The sequence below is a fragment of the Streptomyces sp. NPDC005070 genome (assembly GCF_053600395.1).
Map to the genome: position 1 here is coordinate 38,427 of NZ_JBSFZS010000054.1, position 16,006 is coordinate 54,432.

Below are 16,006 nucleotides of genomic sequence, written 5' to 3' on the forward strand. Positions count from 1 at the left end.
CGCTGCCGCCGCAGAACCAGCGGGCGGCCTGCATGCGCGCCGCCTCGGTCCCGTACGGCCTGGATCCTCCGGTCGCTGTACGGGACCGAGGCGTTTGCGGTGCCCGCCCGCGCGCATCCGTGCAGTGGCCCGTACCCGCGCGTACGGGTCGTACGTACGAGAAAGTGAGCCTGATCCCGTGTCCGCAGTCTCCGACCGGCTTCCCACCTTCCCCTGGGACAAGCTGGAGCCTTTCAAGGCGACCGCCGCAGCTCACCCGGGCGGCATCGTCGACCTGTCCGTCGGCACCCCGGTCGACCCGGTGCCCGAGCTGATCCAGAAAGCTCTGGTCGCGGCCGCGGACTCGCCCGGCTATCCCACGGTGTGGGGCACGCCCGAGCTACGGGACGCGCTCACGGGCTGGGTGGAGCGACGGCTCGGCGCGCGGGACGTCACCCACCGGCATGTCCTGCCGATCGTCGGCTCCAAGGAACTGGTCGCCTGGCTGCCGACCCAGCTCGGCCTCGGTCCCGGCGACAAGGTCGCCCACCCGCGCCTCGCCTACCCGACGTACGAGGTCGGCGCGCGGCTCGCCCGGGCGGAGCACGTGGTCTACGACGACCCGACCGAGCTGGACCCGACGGGCCTGAAGCTGCTGTGGCTGAACTCCCCGTCGAACCCGACCGGCAAGGTGCTGTCCGCCGCGGAGCTCACCCGGATCGTCGCCTGGGCCCGCGAGCACGGCGTCCTCGTCTTCTCCGACGAGTGCTACATCGAGCTGGGCTGGGAGGCCGACCCGGTCTCGGTGCTGCACCCCGACGTGTGCGGCGGCTCCTACGAGGGGATCGTCTCGGTCCACTCGCTGTCCAAGCGCTCGAACCTGGCCGGCTACCGCGCCGCGTTCCTCGCGGGCGACCCCGCCGTGCTCGGCGAGCTCCTCGCGATCCGCAAGCACGGCGGCATGATGACCTCCGCGCCGACCCAGGCCGCCGTGGTCGCCGCGCTCTCGGACGACACGCACGTCCGGGAGCAGCGCGAGCGCTACGCGGCCCGCCGCACCGCCCTGCGCGAGGCCCTCCTGGGCCACGGCTTCCGGATCGAGCACAGCGAGGCGAGCCTCTACCTCTGGGCGACCCGGGACGAGTCCTGCTGGTCCACGGTGGCCCACCTGGCCGAGCTGGGCATCCTGGTGGCCCCCGGCGACTTCTACGGCGAGGCGGGCGAGCGGTTCGTCCGCGTGGCCCTCACCGCCTCGGACGAGCGGGTGGCGGCGGCGGTGGAACGCCTGCGCTGACCGGCCGAGGGGCGGGAGCGCCCGCGCCGATCGGTGAAACGGGGTCCGGGGAAGCGAATCCCCGGACCCCGTCGCCGTACGCCCCGTCGGGCTAGCCCAGCGGCAGGCCCTTCAGCGGGAGCTGTCCCGTCGGCAGGCCGCCCTTGGTCACGGCGTCCGTCGGCAGGCCGCCCGCGGACGCGGCCTTCGCGGTGTCACCGACGAGCCCTCCGGCCTGGCCGGCCGCGGCCCCGGCCACCTTCCGCGCGGCGGGCGCCGCCTTCTTGGCGACCTTGGCTCCGGCCTTGCCCGCGGGCGGCAGGGCCTTCTCGACCGCCGCGCCGCCGGTCGTGCCGGCGATCCCGGTGGCGCGGTGCGTGGCTCCGTCGAGCGAGGGGCCGACGTTCGCCCCGTCCAGGGCGGTCAGCCCGCCGAGGCCGGGGGTGGGCGGCAGGTCGACGGCCGCGCTCGCGGAGCCGGCCGCGCCCACCACGGGCGCCGCTCCGGCCGCGACGAGCAGCACGACACGGGCGATCCGGCGGGTCAGGGAGAGGGACATGGTGCTCCTTAGACGGAAGGGAACGGGAATCGTCCTGCCGGAGCCGATCGGCCGAGTCGATCGGGAGGTGATCGTTCCGGGCCCGGACGCAGTGACTACCGCTCGAAGTCCGCGAAGGTTGCGGTGGCCCGCCGTAAAGAGTTGGCAATGCGTCGCATTATCGGTTGTGGATAAAAACGGGCAAACGATACCCGGTCAAAGGGCCCGCGGAGTCGCCGCGGTCCTTTGCTCCCAAGGGTTTTCACGCGCCGGGGGTGAGTGCCCGAAAGGGCGCGCACATCGCCGGCCCCCGAAGTCCGCGTCCTCCCCAGGGGTGAGGTCCCGTACTACTGCCCGGTCATGATCCGGACCTCGGCCGCGGTGTCCCCCGCCTCCGTGCCGCTCTTGTCGTCGGCCGTGCGCCACGAGCCCTCCGCGGTCCCCGCGGTCCACTCGCGCCCCGCGTACGACACCCGGTCGATGTGCAGGGCCGAGGAGTTGGCGACGGCCCAGTGCGCCAGCTCCCACCCGCGGCGGAGCTCCGTGGCACCGGAGCCGGACCCCTCGCGCACGGGGACGGTCACGGTCCGGCCGGCGCTCCCCGTGGCGACGGGGGCCGGAGAGGCCGAGGAGGCGGAGGAATCCGTGGAGACCGGGGAATCCGAGGGGGCCGCGGACTTCGGGGCGGCCGGTGCCGGTGACACGGCGGAACCCGCGGCGTCCACCGTGGCACCCGCCTCCTGGAACACATCCCGTCCGAAGTCCCGCGCGAGCGCGGCGCGCACCGGCGCCGGGCCGCCCGCCGGAGTCGTCGCGGCCGGGCGCCCCTGACAGGTCAGCGTGGCCGCCGCGCGGCCGGTCAGGGCGGCGGCGAGCAGCGTGGCGTCCGGCTCGTGCTTGGCGTACGCCTGCGGGAAGCCGCTGTGCTGCACCCGCTGCGCCGCGACCGTGAGCGGCAGCCGCGAGTACCCGGGCACCTTGGCCAGGTGCTCGTAGAAGATGCCCGACGCGTACGTCGGGTCCATGATCTGCTTCTCCGTGCCCCAGCCCTGCGACGGGCGCTGCTGGAACAGACCGAGGGAGTCCCGGTCGCCGTGCCGGATGTTGCGCAGCCCCGATTCCTGGAGCGCCGTCGCGAGGGCGATGGCCACCGCGCGCTCGGGCATGCCGCGGGAGGTGCCGATCGCCGAGATCGTCGCCGCGTTCACCGCCTGTTCGGGAGTGAACTCGTAGGACGCGCCGTCGCCGTTTGCGGAGACGACCTTGCACCGGGGCGCGCCCACGCCGCCCGTGAGGTACTGCACGCCGAGGTAACCCGCGACCGCGAGCAGGACCACGAGGGCCCCGCCGAAACGCAGGAGGCGACGGCGGCGTCGCCGGACAGGAGGGGGGGACGGCTCAGACACGCGTACAAGGTACTGGAGAGCGCTGTGGGCGAACCCTGGGGCTGTGGACAACGGCGGCGCGGCCGGGGGATACGACCGCATCCGGCTGCTTTCGGTACCCCCGGGCCGGGCGCGCTAGGGTCGGCGCCATGGCCGACACCCCGCTTGACCTCACCCTCGACGCAGCCGAGCTCACCGCGCGGCTCGTCGACTTCCGCTCCGAGAGCGGCGACGAGAAGCCGCTCGCGGACGCCGTCGAGACGGCCCTGCGCGCCCTGCCGCATCTGACGGTCGACCGGTACGGCAACAACGTCGTGGCCCGCACGAACCTCGGCCGCGCCGAGCGGGTCGTCCTGGCCGGTCACGTCGACACCGTGCCGATCGCCGGCAACGTGCCCTCCCGCCTCGACGAGAACGGCGTGCTGTGGGGCTGCGGCACCTGCGACATGAAGTCGGGCGTCGCCGTCCAGCTCCGTATCGCGGCCACCGTCCCCGAGCCCAACCGGGACCTCACCTTCGTCTTCTACGACAACGAGGAGGTCGCGGCCGATCTGAACGGGCTGAAGCATGTGGCCGAGGCCCACCCCGAGTGGCTGCGGAGCGACTTCGCGGTCCTCCTGGAGCCCTCCGACGGACAGGTCGAGGGCGGCTGCCAGGGCACGCTGCGAGTCCTGCTGAAGACCAAGGGCGAACGGGCCCACTCGGCCCGGAGCTGGATGGGCTCGAACGCGATCCACGCGGCCTCCCCGATCCTGGCCGCGCTGGCCGCGTACGAGCCGCGCTACCCGGTGATCGACGGTCTGGAGTACCGCGAGGGCCTGAACGCGGTGAACATCTCCGGAGGGGTCGCCGGCAACGTCATCCCCGACGAGTGCGTCGTCACCGTCAACTTCCGCTACGCGCCCGACCGCACCGAGGAGGAGGCGATCGAGCACGTCCGCGAGGTCTTCGCCGACTGCGGTGTGGCGGAGTTCGTCGTCGACGACCACAGCGGTGCCGCCCTCCCCGGCCTGTCCCACCCGGCGGCCGCCGCGTTCATCGAGGCGGTGGGGGGCACCCCGCAGCCCAAGTACGGCTGGACGGACGTCTCCCGTTTCAGCGGCCTCGGCATCCCGGCGGTCAACTACGGCCCCGGCAATCCGCACCTGGCCCACAAGCGGGACGAGCGAGTGGAAACGGCCAAGATCCTCGCGGGCGAACAGCGCCTGCGCGACTGGCTCACCGCCTGAGGACCGGCCCGTACCCGTCGGCTGTTCACGGCGGACATGCCCACGTCCCCCCGCCGTAACCAGCGGAGATCTACGCTGGGGCGGAACGACCTTCCCCCGCACCGGTTTTCGGCCGGAGCGGGGGAGATCCGTACGCGGAGGGAGTGGACATGGCTACTGGCAACCCGGAGGGCAAGAAGCGGCCACCGGACGAGCAGCGGCTGGGCCCGGTGCTGCGCAGGCGGGACCAGGTTCAGGCGAGCACCACGGACCAGCGTCTGCTGGACGCCGGCGGTCCTTCGGACTGGGTGCACACCGATCCCTGGCGTGTTCTGCGCATCCAGTCGGAGTTCATCGAAGGCTTCGGCACCCTGGCCGAACTCCCGGCCGCGATCAGTGTGTTCGGCTCGGCGCGGACCCCGGTCGACTCGGCCGAGTACGAGGCGGGTGTCGCTCTCGGCCGCGGTCTGGTGGACGCCGGGTTCGCGGTGATCACCGGTGGCGGACCGGGTGCCATGGAGGCCGCCAACAAGGGCGCCCTGGAGGCGAAGGGCATCTCCGTCGGCCTCGGCATCGAGCTTCCCTTCGAGCAGGGACTGAACCCGTACGTCGACATCGGCCTGAACTTTCGCTACTTCTTCGTGCGAAAAATGATGTTCGTCAAGTACGCCCAGGGGTTCGTGGTCCTGCCCGGCGGCCTCGGCACCCTCGACGAGCTCTTCGAGGCGCTCACGCTGGTCCAGACCCAGAAGGTCACCCGCTTCCCCATCGTGCTGTTCGGCACGGAGTACTGGGGCGGCCTGGTGGACTGGCTCAAGAACACCCTCGTCGCCCAGGGCAAGGCGGCCGAGAAGGACTTGATGCTGTTCCACGTGACCGACGACGTGCACGAAGCGGTGGCGCTGATGTCGAAGGAGGCCGGCCGCTAGCGTTCACGGGCGGGGGTACGGCCGTACCCCCGCCCCGTCCGCTACGCCAGTCCGCGCCGGGCCACCGCCGGCGGCCGGTGCCCGGCGATCGACGCCACCATGGCCAGCACCTGACGGGTCTCCGCGACCTCGTGGACGCGGTACACCTGCGCTCCCAGCCACGCCGAGACCGCGGTCGTCGCCAGCGTCCCGAGGACCCGCTCCTTGACCGGCTTGTCGAGCGTCTCGCCGACGAAGTCCTTGTTGGAGAGCGAGACGAGAACCGGCCACCCGGTGGAGACCATCTCCCCGAGCCGCCGCGTCGCCTCCAGACTGTGCCGGGTGTTCTTCCCGAAGTCGTGCCCGGGATCGATGAGCACCGACTCACGGGGCACCCCGAGGGCGACCGCGCGCTCCGCGAGGCCGAGCGTGACCCGCAGGATGTCCGCCATCACGTCCTCGTAGGCGATCCGGTGCGGACGGGTGCGCGGCTCGGACTCCCCGGCGTGCGTGCACACGAGCCCCGCCCCGTACCGGGCGGCCACCTCGGCCAGCCGGGGATCGACCCCGCCCCAGGCGTCGTTGAGCAGGTCTGCGCCGGCCTCGCAGACCGCCTCGCCGACCTCGTGCCGCCAGGTGTCGACGCTGATGACCACATCCGGGAAGCGGCGGCGCACCTCGGCGACGAAGCCGACCGTCCGCCGCGCCTCCTCCTCGGCGGTGACCTCCTCGCCGGGACCGGCCTTGACCCCGCCGATGTCGATGATGGCGGCCCCCTCGGACACCGCCTGCTCCACGCGCGCGAGAGCGGGCTCGTCGCGGAAGGTGGCCCCCTGGTCGTAGAAGGAGTCCGGGGTCCGGTTCACGATCGCCATGATCACCGGCTCGTGCGCCTCGAATTCGCGCCTGCCCAGCCTGAGCATCCCCTGTGACCTCTCCCCGTCAGTCGCACCGATAAGCCGCCTGCGACCTTAACTGTCACACTCGCATGGCACGATCGGAGCCTGACACTTCCAGCGTCAGACTGCTTTCGTCAGCACCAGAAATTTCGCGCCGACGCGACCCGCGCCGGCACCAGAGCGTGGGGACCTCAGCGATGTTCATGTTCTTGTTCCTGGTCGTCGCCCTCGCCGTCGTGGTCGCCGCGGTGACCCTGTCCGTGGTGGGCGGCGGTGAGAGCGCGCCCCTTCCCGACGCCGAGCCCGAGCGGCTGCACGATCCGCTGCCGTACGACCGCCCGGTGCACAAGGGGGACGTGGACGCCCTGCGTTTCGCCGTCACCGTGCGCGGCTACCGCATGACGGACGTCGACGACGCCCTGGGCCGGCTCGGCGCCGAGATCGGCGAGCGGGACGCCCGGATCGCCGATCTGGAGTCGGCGCTCGCGGGGGCCCGCGCGGCGAGCAGCACCACCTCGCTGCGCAAGCACCCCGAGGACGAGCGGTGAGCGACGCGCTGGCCGGACCCGACGGACTGCTGCGCTGCCCCTGGGCGCTGTCCACCGAGGACTACGTGGCGTATCACGACGAGGAGTGGGGCAGGCCCGTCCACGGCGACGACGCCCTCTACGAGCGGCTGTGCCTGGAGGCCTTCCAGTCGGGGCTGTCGTGGATCACCATCCTGCGCCGCCGCGCCGGCTTCCGCGCGGCCTTCGCGGACTTCGAGATCGCCAAGGTCGCGATGTTCACGGAGGCCGACGAGGAGCGCCTGCTCGCCGACCCGGGGATCATCCGCAACGGTGCCAAGATCCGGGCGACCGTCGCCAACGCGCGCGTGCTGGCCGGGTGGGCCCCGGGCGAGCTGGACGAGCTCGTCTGGTCCTTCGCCCCCGACCCCACCTCGCGTCCGGCCCCCGAGCGGCTCTCCGACGTACCGGCGGTCACCGACGAGTCGACCGCCCTGTCCAAGGCGCTCAAGAAGCGCGGCATCCGCTTCGTGGGCCCGACGACGGCGTACGCCCTGATGCAGGCGTGCGGCCTGGTGAACGACCACCTGGCCGACTGCGCGGTGCGCGACGCCGGCTGACCGCGACGCCCTCACAGGCGTGCAGAGAGCCCGCCGCGGGCCGAACACACGGTCCGCGGCGAACCCCCGGAGGTTCAGCGCCCCAGGTACTTGGGCTTCTCCTTGTTCACGAACGCCTGGACCGCGATGGCGTGGTCCTCGGAGGCACCGGCCCGCGCCTGGAGCTCGTCCTCCTTCTCCAGGGTCTCCTCCAGCGAGTGGGTGAGCCCGAAGGCGACGGACTCCTTCAGGGCCGCGTATGCCAGCGTCGGCCCGGAGGCCAGGGCACGCGCCACCTTCTCCGCCTCGGCCCGTACCTCGCCGGCCGGAACCAGCCGGTTCGCGATGCCCAGCTCGTACGCCTCCTGGGCGCTGATGCTGCGCGGGAAGAGCAGCAGATCGGCGGCACGGCTCGGGCCGATCACCCGCGGCAGCGTCCAGGAGATCCCCGAGTCGGCGGTCAGCGCGACACCGGCGAAGGACGTGTTGAAGGCGGCCGTGTCGGCGACGACGCGGTAGTCCGCGGCCAGCGCGAAACCGAACCCGGCCCCGGCCGCGACACCGTTGACCCCGGCCACCACGGGCTTCGCGGCGCCGACCAGCGCCCGCACGATGGGGTTGTAGTGCTCGCGGACGGTCCTCATCGTCCCGCCCGAACCCGACTCCCGGTCGGCGGCCAGCAGCCCGATGTGCTCCTTGAGGTCCTGGCCGACGCAGAACGCCCGGTCGCCGGCCGCGGTCAGCAGGATGGCCCGTACGGCGTCGTCCGCGGCGGCCGCCTGCGCCGCGTCCCGGAAGGCGACCTTGGTCTCGACGTTCATCGCGTTCATCGCCTCGGGGCGGTTCAGTGTGATCGTCGCGAGTCCGTCGCTCACCTCGTAGAGCACGGTGTCGGCCATGGTGGGTCCCTTCCGGGGGTCGCGGCTCGTCGTACCGGCCGGTACGTCCTGTGTCCGATGACAGCATGGCGGAGATCACCGGCGGTGGCGCGGGGCCTCCATGTGACCTGCGTCAAAGAATTCCGCGCCGCGAAGGCCGATGCGGCGGCGCAGTATCGCAGCCACATCGCCGAATTGGGTGGTTTTGCTCAAGCGCGTTGCGCAAGCGATGCAGACTGATGTTGGTCATCGGGTCCTGAGATGCGAGATAATGGCCTGGAAGCAATGTGTTCGATGCCGGTGACGTGTGTCCTATGAGAGGACGTGCGTGCCCTCCGAGGGGGCCGTCGGCGACGATGAGCTGGTTTCAGGAAGGGGAACGAGCATGGCGGCCATGAAGCCGCGGACGGGCGATGGCCCGCTCGAGGTGACCAAGGAGGGGCGGGGCATCGTCATGCGCGTTCCGCTCGAAGGCGGCGGACGGCTCGTCGTCGAGCTGACCCCTGACGAGGCCGACGCACTCGGCGACGCCCTCAAGAAGGTCGTCGGCTGACGCGGAACGCGACCCTTACCTCTTTCGGCTTCCCCGGTACCGCACATGGTGCCGGGGAAGCCGTTTTTTCACCGTAGTACGGGACTGCCGCGCCGCCTCGAACGGCGGGAAAAGGCAGGTCAGCGCTTGACCGCGCACAGCAGGCCGTCGCCCACCGGCAGCAGTGAGGGCACCAGCTCCTGACTCTCGCGCACCGCGCGCAGCAGCTCGCGCAGCCGGGTCACCTCGACCGGCTGCGGCCCCGAGTCCACGGTGCGGCCGTCCGCGAAGACGCCCTCGAAGGCGACGAGCCCGCCCGGGCGCAGCAGGCGCAACGATTCAGCGAGGTAGTCCAGGCTCTCCAGCCGGTCGCCGTCGCAGAACACCAGGTCGTATCCGGCGTCCGCTAGACGGGGCAGGACGTCCAGCGCGCGGCCGGGGATGAAGCGCGCCCGGTTGCTGGCGAACCCGGCGGCGCGGAAGGCCTGGCGGGCGAACTGCTGGCGCTCCGGCTCCGGATCGACGGTGGTCAGTACCCCGTCCGGCCGCATGCCGTGCAGAAGATGAATTCCGGAGACGCCGGTCCCGGTACCTATCTCGGCGACCGCCTTCGCGTCCACGGTGGCGGCGAGCATGCGCAGCGCGGCGCCCGTGCCGGGTGCCACCGAGCGCAGGCCGGCCTCGTGAGCCCGGTCCCGGGCCCAGCGCAGCGCCTCGTCCTCGGCGACAAAGGCGTCGGCGAACGCCGCCCAGCTCGTCTGCCGGTTGCCGGTAATGACCCTCTCCTGTCCCCGTGGTTGCCTGGGCGTGACTGTATCCGTTGGTGCTGGGAACCTGCGGATGGGACCGGGCGTTTAGAAGGGTGGGAGAACCGAGCGGGGGGAAGTCGATGAGTCGGTACACGGAGCGGGGCCGCGGGGGGACACCGGCGCATCCATATGAGCCGGTATCAATTTCCCGTAAAACCGCTTATCCGGAGCTAACGGGCGAGGTGGCTATGGTAGGGGCTCCACTGGACACCACCAGAGCCGACAGGGGAGGTGCGGCTGCGCCTGTGGATCGGGGAGGAGTGCTGCGGCGCCTGCTCAGATCGACCGGTGAGCCGAAATCCGTGACCGACAACGCCGATCAGCTCCCCGTTGCTGCCCCCGCGCAGACCGCGACGTTCACCACCGACGCGGAGGCGCAGGCATGGACTCCGCCCACCTGGGAGGAGATCGTCAGCACCCACAGCGGTCGCGTCTACCGTCTCGCCTACCGCCTCACGGGCAACCAGCACGACGCCGAGGACCTCACCCAGGAAGTCTTCGTCCGCGTCTTCCGCTCGCTGTCGACCTACACGCCCGGCACCTTCGAGGGCTGGCTCCACCGCATCACCACGAATCTCTTCCTCGACATGGTGCGGCGCAAGCAGCGCATCCGCTTCGACGCTCTCGGCGACGACGCGGCCGAGCGGCTGCCCAGCCGTGAGCCCTCCCCGCAGCAGGTCTTCAACGACGCGCACTTCGACGCCGATGTCCAGCAGGCGCTGGACACCCTCGCGCCCGAGTTCCGCGCCGCCGTCGTCCTCTGCGACATCGAGGGACTGTCCTACGAGGAGATCGCCGCGACCCTGGGCGTCAAGCTCGGCACGGTCCGTTCCCGGATCCACCGCGGCCGCTCCCAGCTCCGCAAGGCCCTGGCACACCGGTCTCCCGAGGCCCGCGCCGAGCGTCGCTCGTTCGCGGCCCGTGTGCCCGTGCTGGGGGGAGGGGGCGCGACCGCGTGAGTGGAACCCGTCCCACCCCAGCCGAGCAGCACCTCGGGGACCGACTTTCCGCCCTGGTGGACGGAGAGCTCGGTCATGAGTCGCGCGACCGCGTCCTGGCCCACCTCGCCACCTGCGCCAAGTGCAAGGCCGAGGCCGACGCCCAGCGCCGACTGAAGAGCGTCTTCGCGGAGATGGCCCCGCCGCCGCCCTCCGAAAGCTTCCTCGCCCGCCTCCAGGGACTTCCCGGGGGAGGCGACTCCGACAGCCCGCGACTGAACGGCGGCAGCTTCGGCGGCGGACTTCCCGGCGGCTCCACGGGCTCAGGACTGCCCGGCGTCTTCGGAACGCGGGGCGGGACCTTCGGGTACGTGCCGGCCGGACCGCACGCCGATGTCCTGCCTCCAGCTCCGGGGCGCGGCTTCCGCATCCATGACGTCAGCCGCCACGAGGCCGACCGGTCCGCCTCGCGCGGGCTGCGGTTCGCCTTCGTCGCCGCGGGCGCGGTGTCGCTCGCGGCCGTCGCGCTCGGCGGAGTGACCACCGGCATGCCCGGGGACACGGACGCGCGCGGAGGGGCCGGCGCCGGGAGCAATGTCATGCCGTCCCGGTCCCAGGGCACGGGGGCGACCTCGACTCCCGAGTCGCAGCGCCGCCGGTCCACCGGACCGCTGCTCGCCCAGGGCGAGCGGTCGCTCGGCAACGGTCCGGTGGCGCCGACCTCGGTGTCCGCCCCGCTGCTGCCCGGGGTTCCCGCTCCGGCGGGCCGCGGCCAGGACGCCGTGCACACGCTGACGACACCGGTGGTCGCCGATGCCGCCGCGATGTCCCCGCTCATACGTCCTCTGACCGACGTCCAGCCGCTCACACCGACCCCGGCTCCGGGGCTGCTCGCCGCCCCCGCCGCGACACCGTCCCCCACTTCGGCCCCGTCCTCCACCCCTCGTAACGCCCACTGACGCCGCCCTCTGCGCGTCGGCCCGGGAACCTGGTTGAATCCGGGGTGGGCCGCGTCCGCGGGAGGGATCACGGACGCGGAGGCGACGAGTCTGTGGTGGCCGTCGGCGCGTTGTGCCGCGGGCCGGGTGTGGGGAGAGCATGAACGAGGGCAGGCCCACGAAGGCGAAGTGGTGGAGTCGACCCCGGCCCGAGGCCGAGGGCACGGAAACCGCACCGGCTCACCCCACGGAACCGGATCCCACCCACCCCGCCGCCGCCCCGACGACCACGGACGGCGCGGAACCGGCCGCGCCCGAGCCGCACCCGGGAGAAATCCGTGAGGGCCGCACGGGCGCCGCGCCGAGCGCGCCCGAGCCGTGGCCGCACCCGGGAGACGCCCGCGGGGGCGGCACCGGCGGTGACTACGAACTGGAACGGCCCGCGCGCGTCCCCGTCCCCGCCCAAGCGGGGCCTCCCACCTTCTCCGCCCCCGCACCCCCAGCCGACGCGCAGCCCGGAGCCGGGGCCGAGGCCGGCGGTGGGCGTGACACGGCCACCGACACAGCCGGCGACGGCAACACCGGGAACACCGCTGGCGTCGGCGGCGCAGGCGAGTCCGGCGACGGTGGAGACCTCGAGCTTCAGCGGCCCGATGCGCGGCGCCCCGCGCCCCTGCACGCGCCCGACCCCCACGGCACGCCGCCCTACGGCCGCCCTGGCCCCTGGGCGCCCGCCCCGCCGGTCCAGCACCCCGTCGGCCACCCCACGGCCCCTCCCGCCTCCGAGGCGCCCGCCGAGCCCGTCGAGGCGGCCACCCCCGATCCCTGGCGGAACTACGACCCCTGGGCCGCCACGCCGGGCTCCCCGCGGGAGCACGGCCACCTCCAGCACAGCGGACCCTTCCAGCAGAACGGCATGGCCGTGCCCACCGTGGCGCAGCGACGCGGGAGGGCGAGGAAGTCCCTGGCGCTCGCCGCCGTCGTGCTCGCGCTGGTGTCCGGCGGCGTGGGCGGCGTCGTGGGGGCCTATCTGGAGCGGAACGGGGGACTGACGGACGTAGAGCTGCCGCAGGCCGCCAAGGAGGCCCCGGGGCGCGCCCCGGACAGCGTCGCCGGGATCGCGGCCCACGCGCTGCCCAGTGTCGTCACCCTGCATGTGCACGGCAGCGAGGAGGACGGCACCGGAACGGGCTTCGTGCTCGACGGCGAGGGACACATCCTCACCAACAACCACGTGATCGACCCCGCCGGCGGCAACGGCACGATCACCGTGACGTTCAGCGGCGGCGAGACCGCGAAGGCCCGGGTCGTCGGACACGACAGCGGCTACGACCTCGCCGTGGTCAAGGTCTCCGGAGTCGGCGGTCTGGCCCCGATAGCGCTGGGCAACTCCGACAGCGTCCAGGTCGGGGACCCCGTCGTCGCCATCGGCGCGCCCTTCGACCTCGCCAACACGGTCACCTCCGGGATCATCAGCGCCAAGGACCGGCCCATCACGGCGGGCGGCGAGAAGGGCGACGGCAGCGACGTCTCGTACGTGGACGCTCTCCAGACCGACGCGCCGATCAACCCCGGCAACTCGGGCGGGCCGCTGCTCGACTCCCGGGCCCGTGTCATCGGCATCAACAGCGCCATCCGTTCCGCCGACAGCGGCTCCGACCTGGGGACCGGTCAGGCCGGTTCCATAGGGCTCGGCTTCGCCATCCCCGTGAACCAGGCCAAGCGCGTCGCCGAGGAACTCATCAACACCGGCAGGGCCACCCACCCTGTGATCGGTGTCACGCTCGACATGAACTACACGGGCGACGGAGCACGGGTCGGCGCCAAGGCCGCCGGGGGCGGTGCTTCCGTCACGGTCGGCGGTCCCGGTGCCAAGGCGGGCATCAAGGCCGGTGACGTCATCACCGAGGTCGACGGCACACGGGTCCACTCCGGTGAGGAACTCATCGTGAAGACCCGCGCCCACCGGCCCGGAGACCACCTCCGGCTGACCGTCAGGCGGGGTGGCGCGGACCGCACGATCACCCTGGTCCTCGGTTCGGCGGACGGCGGCTGAGGGGCGCCGACGTCCGGGCCCGCGAGTGACACGAACCTCACAGTCGAGCACGACGTCCCAGCTCCGGACGGCAAACAGCAGGGAAAACCCGCGGTGCACCCGAAGGCGGAAGCCCCGGGACAGTTCCGGACGGACGGGAACGGCGGGTACGGTTGGATGCGGCCCGGACCACGGAAGACTCCCGAGGGCCGAGGACCGAGGTCATCGCGAGGAGCTACAGGTGTTCAATGACGTAGGACCGCTTGAGCTGGTGACGCTCGTCGTCCTGGCCGTGCTCGTCTTCGGTCCCGACAAGCTCCCGAAGATGATTCAGGACGTCTCGCGCACGATCCGCAAGATCCGCGAGTTCTCGGAGAGCGCCAAGGCGGACATCCGCGACGAACTCGGCCCGGAGTTCAAGGACTTCGAGTTCGAGGATCTCAACCCCAAGACGTTCATACGCAAGCAGCTCGACAACGACGAGCTGGGGCTCAAGGAGATCCGCAACGGCTTCGACCTGAAGAAGGAGATGGCCGAGGTCACGGACGCGGTGCACAGCAGCGAGTCCGGCTCCTCCACATCGGGCTCCTCCACGTCGGGCTCTTCCGCGTCGGGTGGCTCCGTCGACATGACGAAGAAGCGCGAGAAGCTCGACGGCGACGAGCGCCCGCCCTACGACGCCGACGCCACCTGATCCCCTCAGGACCCCGTCCGATCCCCGTACGGCAGCGTCTGATCCGTACGGAGTACCGCGGAGCGGCCCGTCTCACGGCAGCGCCCGCCGCCGTGCAGCCATGACCCTCTCGGGGCGCCGATCCCTGCCCCGGGACGGGCGGACACGGCCCCGGACCTCCTCCCTCGGCAGGCCGCGGACGGGCCCCGTACGGTCCGAATACGCCGTTCGCGCGCCTTACGCGCCGGGCGCTTTCGACGCTGCTCCGAGCAGGGTGGCTATGCTGCCCAGTTGTTGTGCGGACCGACAAGGTCGCCCGAGGGGGGTGGGCCGCCCGGTCCGACGAGAGCGAGGAGGCGTCCGGCAATGGAGACGACAAGTCGGGTAGGCGCGCAGGCGCCGGCCGCGGAGGGTGGCCAACAGGTCCCCTCCGCCCGGCGTACGGTCGACGGCTACCTGCTGGCGCCCTTCCCCTGGTACGGCCTCGACGAGGCCTTCACAGGGCAGCGCTGGCTGATGCAGGTGGGCACCTCCGCGGACGGCATGGTCGAGCACGGGTCCATCGGACACGGGGACGAGCCCTCGGTGCGCCCCGAGCCGGGCGAGGACAAGGACCGGTTCGCGGTGGTGGTCACCGTCGCCGCCAGCCCCGTACGGCGCAGCGCGGACGGCACGGGACTGCTGGAGGCCACGTCGGTGTCCTCGGCGGCGTGGCTGGCCGGTGTGGGGCTGCTGTCCTTCACCTGGCCCGGCCAGATGGACCACACCCTGCGGGACGACTGGCTGGACCAGCAGACCGAGACCGCGTGGGTGCTGGCCGACGACCTGGACGGCTCGGACTGGTCGACCCTGTCGCTGCCCGTGGACGGCGTTCCCACGTCCTTCCACTACCGCGAGTCCGAGTTCGGCTGGGTCCTCGCGGGTTCCACCCAGGAAGGCGTCCACGTGGGCGCGTACGGGCGGGGGATGAGCGCGTACGGGCTCGGCTTCGCGGTGATCAAGGACATCGGGTCCTACGCCTAGCGCATCGGTTCCTGCGCAAGGAGCCAACCACGTGGCCGGCTCCGTCGCCAACGTCTCCCTCGGCGGCGGCGCCAGCACCTCGCTGGACACCGCGGTGAAGAACTCCATCGCCTCTGGGGTGACGTACTCCATAGCGGCGGGCAACTCGGGCGCCCTGGCGTCGAACTACTCCCCCGCCCGGGTCACGGAAGCACTGACCGTCGGCGCGACGACCAGCACGGACGCGCGGGCGAGCTACTCCAACTACGGCTCCAGGGTGGACCTGTTCGCCCCCGGCTCCGGCATCACGGCGGCCTGGAACACCTCCGACTCGGCCACGTACACGGGCAACGGCACGTCGTTCGCCGCCCCGCACGTCTCCGGGGCCGCCGCCCTCTACCTGACGGCCCACCCGGGCGCCTCCCCCGCGACGGTCGGCAGCGCGTTGGTCAACGGCGCGACCAGCGGAGTCCTCAGCGGTGTCGGCTCGGGTTCCCCGAACAAGCTGCTGAAGCTCGTTCCCTGATCAGGGACATCGGCGCTTGAGCAAGAAGCTCGGCCGGATCTTCCGGTCGAGCTTCCTGCGCTCCCGGGCCGGCACCGAGGCGTCGGGCAGGGCTCAGTTCCGTACGGCTCCGGTCAGCGGGGCCAGTACGCGCCATCCCACCGCCTCGTACAGAGCCCGGCCCTCCGGTGTCGCGACCAGCACACCTGCCGTGGCCCCCTGTCCGGCCGCGACCTCGGCGAGTGTGTTCATCAACAGGCGTCCCAGACCCCGGCGTTGATGAGCGGGGTCGGTCTCGACCTGATCGATGGCATAGGCGGAGCCCGTGACGGCGACCTGGCCGCGTGCGGCGAAGGCGCCGTCGGCGGAACGGACCAGGGCGCGGGTGAGGCCGGCCCTGG

General features: G+C 72.2%; 17 protein-coding genes and 1 pseudogene. 12 read left to right on the forward strand and 6 right to left on the reverse strand.

Going from position 1 to position 16,006, the window contains the following annotated elements; genetic code table 11:
* Window positions 1-178 precede the first annotated feature (178 nt).
* The gene (locus ACWEBX_RS19925; RefSeq protein WP_386988431.1) at window positions 179-1,273 is read left to right on the forward strand and encodes a bifunctional succinyldiaminopimelate transaminase/glutamate-prephenate aminotransferase; all 1,095 of its coding nucleotides are present in this window, start codon (window positions 179-181) and stop codon (window positions 1,271-1,273) included.
* A gap of 91 nt (window positions 1,274-1,364) precedes the next feature.
* Here the strand turns inward: ACWEBX_RS19925 and ACWEBX_RS19930 are convergent, their stop codons facing one another.
* Together ACWEBX_RS19930 and ACWEBX_RS19935 are read right to left on the reverse strand one after the other, a co-directional pair.
* Window positions 1,365-1,811, reverse strand: coding sequence for an ATP-binding protein (locus ACWEBX_RS19930; RefSeq protein WP_451886152.1), 447 nt, complete (start codon window positions 1,809-1,811; stop codon window positions 1,365-1,367).
* A gap of 326 nt (window positions 1,812-2,137) precedes the next feature.
* A complete protein-coding gene (locus ACWEBX_RS19935) occupies window positions 2,138-3,196 on the reverse strand; it encodes a heavy metal transporter (RefSeq protein ID WP_451886153.1) in 1,059 nt (352 codons plus the stop codon).
* A gap of 128 nt (window positions 3,197-3,324) precedes the next feature.
* Between ACWEBX_RS19935 and dapE the strand changes: the two genes are divergently transcribed.
* Together dapE and ACWEBX_RS19945 are read left to right on the forward strand one after the other, a co-directional pair.
* Complete coding sequence (gene dapE / locus ACWEBX_RS19940) at window positions 3,325-4,404, forward strand: succinyl-diaminopimelate desuccinylase (protein ID WP_451886154.1); 1,080 nt, start codon at window positions 3,325-3,327, stop codon at window positions 4,402-4,404.
* Between the two features lie 149 nt (window positions 4,405-4,553).
* The gene (locus ACWEBX_RS19945) at window positions 4,554-5,312 is read left to right on the forward strand and encodes an LOG family protein (RefSeq protein ID WP_451886155.1); all 759 of its coding nucleotides are present in this window, start codon (window positions 4,554-4,556) and stop codon (window positions 5,310-5,312) included.
* Between the two features lie 41 nt (window positions 5,313-5,353).
* Here ACWEBX_RS19945 and folP read toward each other — a convergent pair whose 3' ends face one another.
* On the reverse strand, window positions 5,354-6,214 hold the full coding sequence (folP, locus tag ACWEBX_RS19950) for a dihydropteroate synthase (protein ID WP_451886156.1): 861 nt from the start codon (window positions 6,212-6,214) through the stop codon (window positions 5,354-5,356).
* A gap of 173 nt (window positions 6,215-6,387) precedes the next feature.
* On the opposite strand from folP, the gene ACWEBX_RS19955 reads away from it, so the two are divergent.
* Window positions 6,388-6,738 (forward strand): DivIVA domain-containing protein, encoded by a 351-nt coding sequence (locus ACWEBX_RS19955; protein ID WP_451886157.1) that lies wholly within the window; start codon window positions 6,388-6,390, stop codon window positions 6,736-6,738.
* Window positions 6,735-7,316, forward strand: a complete 582-nt coding sequence (locus ACWEBX_RS19960; protein WP_451886158.1) for a DNA-3-methyladenine glycosylase I — start codon at window positions 6,735-6,737, stop codon at window positions 7,314-7,316. The genes ACWEBX_RS19955 and ACWEBX_RS19960 overlap by 4 nt, the downstream gene beginning before the upstream one ends.
* Before the next feature lie 74 nt (window positions 7,317-7,390).
* Here ACWEBX_RS19960 and chcB read toward each other — a convergent pair whose 3' ends face one another.
* Window positions 7,391-8,194, reverse strand: coding sequence for a 2-cyclohexenylcarbonyl CoA isomerase (gene chcB / locus ACWEBX_RS19965; protein WP_451886159.1), 804 nt, complete (start codon window positions 8,192-8,194; stop codon window positions 7,391-7,393).
* A 364-nt stretch (window positions 8,195-8,558) separates the two neighbouring features.
* Between chcB and ACWEBX_RS19970 the strand changes: the two genes are divergently transcribed.
* Entirely contained in the window at window positions 8,559-8,726 is a 168-nt protein-coding gene (locus ACWEBX_RS19970) for a DUF3117 domain-containing protein (RefSeq protein WP_003966491.1), read from the forward strand.
* 119 nt (window positions 8,727-8,845) lie between these two features.
* Here ACWEBX_RS19970 and ACWEBX_RS19975 read toward each other — a convergent pair whose 3' ends face one another.
* Entirely contained in the window at window positions 8,846-9,547 is a 702-nt protein-coding gene (locus tag ACWEBX_RS19975; protein ID WP_451886166.1) for an O-methyltransferase, read from the reverse strand.
* A 227-nt stretch (window positions 9,548-9,774) separates the two neighbouring features.
* On the opposite strand from ACWEBX_RS19975, the gene sigE reads away from it, so the two are divergent.
* The 6 genes and pseudogenes from sigE to ACWEBX_RS20005 all read left to right on the forward strand — a co-directional run.
* Window positions 9,775-10,473 (forward strand): RNA polymerase sigma factor SigE, encoded by a 699-nt coding sequence (sigE, locus tag ACWEBX_RS19980; RefSeq protein ID WP_361688844.1) that lies wholly within the window; start codon window positions 9,775-9,777, stop codon window positions 10,471-10,473.
* Window positions 10,470-11,411 carry an anti-sigma factor family protein gene (locus ACWEBX_RS19985; protein ID WP_451886160.1) on the forward strand — a complete coding sequence of 314 codons (942 nt, stop codon included), beginning with the start codon at window positions 10,470-10,472 and terminating at the stop codon, window positions 11,409-11,411. Before sigE ends, ACWEBX_RS19985 begins: the two co-directional genes overlap by 4 nt.
* A 139-nt stretch (window positions 11,412-11,550) precedes the next feature.
* Entirely contained in the window at window positions 11,551-13,446 is a 1,896-nt protein-coding gene (locus ACWEBX_RS19990) for a trypsin-like peptidase domain-containing protein (protein ID WP_451886161.1), read from the forward strand.
* Between the two features lie 220 nt (window positions 13,447-13,666).
* Window positions 13,667-14,119, forward strand: a complete 453-nt coding sequence (locus ACWEBX_RS19995) for a sec-independent translocase (protein ID WP_451886162.1) — start codon at window positions 13,667-13,669, stop codon at window positions 14,117-14,119.
* A gap of 345 nt (window positions 14,120-14,464) precedes the next feature.
* Window positions 14,465-15,121 carry a hypothetical protein gene (locus tag ACWEBX_RS20000; protein WP_451886163.1) on the forward strand — a complete coding sequence of 219 codons (657 nt, stop codon included), beginning with the start codon at window positions 14,465-14,467 and terminating at the stop codon, window positions 15,119-15,121.
* Between the two features lie 22 nt (window positions 15,122-15,143).
* Window positions 15,144-15,626 (forward strand): annotated as a pseudogene (locus ACWEBX_RS20005) (S8 family serine peptidase); the annotation flags it as partial.
* A gap of 93 nt (window positions 15,627-15,719) precedes the next feature.
* Here the strand turns inward: ACWEBX_RS20005 and ACWEBX_RS20010 are convergent.
* A partial coding sequence (locus ACWEBX_RS20010; RefSeq protein ID WP_451886164.1) for a GNAT family N-acetyltransferase occupies window positions 15,720-16,006 on the reverse strand: 287 nt, incomplete at its 5' end.